Here is a 2,777-nt window from a genome sequence, read left to right on the forward strand (position 1 = left end):
AGTCATGACCCTGTACGGCCAATTGGACTATGCGAGCCTCTTCTCAAGTTGCTCCACCCAATCGAGTTGCGACCAGTTTGCCGTCCATCATCATAGGGATGATTGCCAGCTTCTTTTCTTCAAGGAATTCCAGATCGGCGCTGCCTTGATTGAGGTCCATCAGCTGCTCGACTTTTCCATCCGGATGAATGCGAAAGAGCGCCCCTGCGACCCAATCCGTAACAAGCCAATTTCCTGCTCCGTCCGGTTCTAGACCATCTAGATTTCCAACAGGCTCGCCGGACCCGATGTCAGAGATAGCCTTCGTGTTCAGGTCGATCGCGATCAGATGGCCGGGTGTCTTGGACGAAAAATCCGGCTGGATATCGCGACCCCAGCCGGCGACGAGGAGGCGACCATCTTCGACGCGCAGACCGTTCGGATGCAGGAGATCCTCGCTCTCCAGCCAGACGGTGAGAGCATCATTGTCCAGAACATAAATCCTGTTCGCCAGCATGTCGGAAGCAAAGACGCGACCCGCCTCGTCGACGGCGGGGTCATTGAGGAACTGAGCGCCTTCTGCGGGCCACGTTCCGGTGATCTGACCGCTCTCGACGTTGACGGCCATAAGCCGATCGATGTCGGTGACGAAAAGCGTATCGCCTTCCATCACCAATCCCTTGGGCGCATTAAACCCGGTCACCCATTCGGCTGTCTGCAACTTTCCGTCAGGCGAAACTTTCGAAAGGTATCCGACCCCATCCTTGCCGGCGGGCTCGCCAACAATGTTGGAAACGTAGAAGACGTTCCGCTTGGTGTCGAAAAGTACGCTCTCGGGGGTCTTTAAGCCCTCAAGCGACCAGACCTCCTCCGCTGTCGCGGGTGACCCTACTCCTAGTAGGAGAATAGAAAATAGAACTAACTGAATCCTGATCATGATAGCCTCCCTATGTTGTTTTTTGACCTATTATGTAAAGCGCAACCGCAAATTGAACAGGCGATATTGAAAAGCTTACGGTTGACGCTTCGATTGCTCTGACAGGTTCGTCTATAAGCAATTTCTGCTTAGCCTCGGCAACTTTACAATTCCCCAGATGAATGGCAGTTCCAACGTCAACTGTTCTTGGAGCCGTACTGCGGATGAAAAGCACTCCGCACATCCCGTGACGCTGTACTCGGGCGGCCCGCGAGAGGCTGGTGTTCGAAAACGACGCCTAAGCGAGTCAAGTCGAAACACCAGCCTGTCGCCTTGCGCGGAGGGCCGATGCGGTCCGCCGAAGGCATCATCGGCTCGAGGCTCGGATCGTCGATATTGCCGAAATTGCGCAAGCCATACTGTACGGCCGGGGATGTGCAGGGGCTGCCCCCTTAATCAATTTCATTACAAGCTGCCCTTTACACAGCCTGGATGGGCTCTATCTGCATCTTGAGTCCAAATACTGGAGGACAGCACGATGAAGCACGTTCTCGCATTGGCACTCTTCATCGGCGCCGGATCGCTGTTTGCCACGGCAGCCTATGCCGAACCGCCGGATCATGCCCGCAACGATGACGCAAGCCTCCATCCCGGCCATCAAGGGCACCTGTCGAGCGGCCGCCAATACCCAGGAAGACCTGCCACTGAGTTCCACGAGAGCCTAGAGGCGGAAGGAGAGCCGAGCTTTCCGACCGGTCCGGGTGGGTGGGCCGAGCAACAGAGCGACGGCGCTAACGCCCAGCGTAGCAGCACCGACGCTACGGCCGATGGCAGGTAAACACAGGTCCTGACGGACAAGGTAAATCGCGGCGACGGACGAAGCGATCGCCTCGTAGCAGCTCTTGGCGAGCGGCTCCTCCAAGGTGTAGGAGACCTGCCGCGCTCACGACCGATCCTCGCCCTGGCGAGATCTTCGTTCTATCTTACCGCTCGCGCAAATCCGCTTGCGCCAGATCAAGCGCCTTGGCGATGCGGTCGCAGGCCATGTCGATCGTTTCACGCGTCCAGATCAGCGGCGGAGACAGGATCATCGTATCGCCGGTGGCGCGCAGCATCATGCCCTGGGCAATTGCGTGGTCGCGGACAAGCACGGCCGCGCTTCCGGCCGGCAGGAAGCGCTCCTTGGTCGCCTTGTCCCTAACGATTTCGATTCCCCCCATCAGCCCGATCGAGCGCACTTCGCCGACCAGATCGTGACCGCCAATGTGCTCCTGCAGCGCCTTGGCGAAATAGGGTCCGGTGTCGTTCTTGACCCGATCGACCAGACCTTCACGCTCCATGATCTCGAGGTTCTTCAGTGCCACGGCGCAGGCCACAGGGTGCCCGGAGTAAGTGTAACCGTGGTTGAACTCGCCGCCCTTCTCGACCAGCGTCGCGGCGATGCGGTCACCGACCAGGAGCGCCGACAGCGGCTGATAGCCGGAGGTCAGCGCCTTGGCGGTGGTGATGGTATCTGGCTTGATGTCGAAGGTCTGAGCTGCGAACCACTCGCCCGTTCGACCATAGCCGGTGATGACTTCGTCCAGCATCAGGAGGATATCGTATTTGCGGCAGATGCGCTGCACTTCCGGCCAATAGCTCATCGGCGGTATCTTCACGCCGCCTGCCCCCATCACCGGCTCGCCGATAAAGGCGGCGACCTTGTCGGCGCCGGCTTCGAGGATGGCATCCTCGACGGCCTTGGCCGCGCGCAGGCCGAAATCATGGTCGCTTTCGCCGGGCAGAGCCAGCTCATAAGCATAAGGCATCATCACATGGACGATGTTTGGAACCGCGCCGTTGAGCTGTTTGTGCATCGGCTCCATGCCGCCCAGCGAGGTGC

Annotated in this window: 3 protein-coding genes; 1 reads left to right on the top strand and 2 read right to left on the bottom strand. The window is 58.8% G+C overall.

Going from position 1 to position 2,777, the window contains the following annotated elements:
- Window positions 1–43: 43 nt before the first annotated feature.
- On the bottom strand, window positions 44–916 hold the full coding sequence (locus EOA85_RS31860) for an SMP-30/gluconolactonase/LRE family protein (RefSeq protein ID WP_127212377.1): 873 nt from the start codon (window positions 914–916) through the stop codon (window positions 44–46).
- 517 nt (window positions 917–1,433) lie between these two features.
- Here EOA85_RS31860 and EOA85_RS31865 point away from each other — a divergent pair.
- Complete coding sequence (locus EOA85_RS31865) at window positions 1,434–1,733, top strand: hypothetical protein (RefSeq protein ID WP_127212378.1); 300 nt, start codon at window positions 1,434–1,436, stop codon at window positions 1,731–1,733.
- A gap of 145 nt (window positions 1,734–1,878) precedes the next feature.
- On the opposite strand, the gene EOA85_RS31870 is transcribed toward EOA85_RS31865, so the two are convergent.
- A partial coding sequence (locus EOA85_RS31870) for an aminotransferase class III-fold pyridoxal phosphate-dependent enzyme (RefSeq protein ID WP_127212379.1) occupies window positions 1,879–2,777 on the bottom strand: 899 nt, incomplete at its 5' end.

Source organism: Mesorhizobium sp. M5C.F.Ca.IN.020.29.1.1 (genome assembly GCF_003997375.1).
In the GTDB taxonomy this organism is placed as follows: domain Bacteria; phylum Pseudomonadota; class Alphaproteobacteria; order Rhizobiales; family Rhizobiaceae; genus Mesorhizobium; species Mesorhizobium wenxiniae.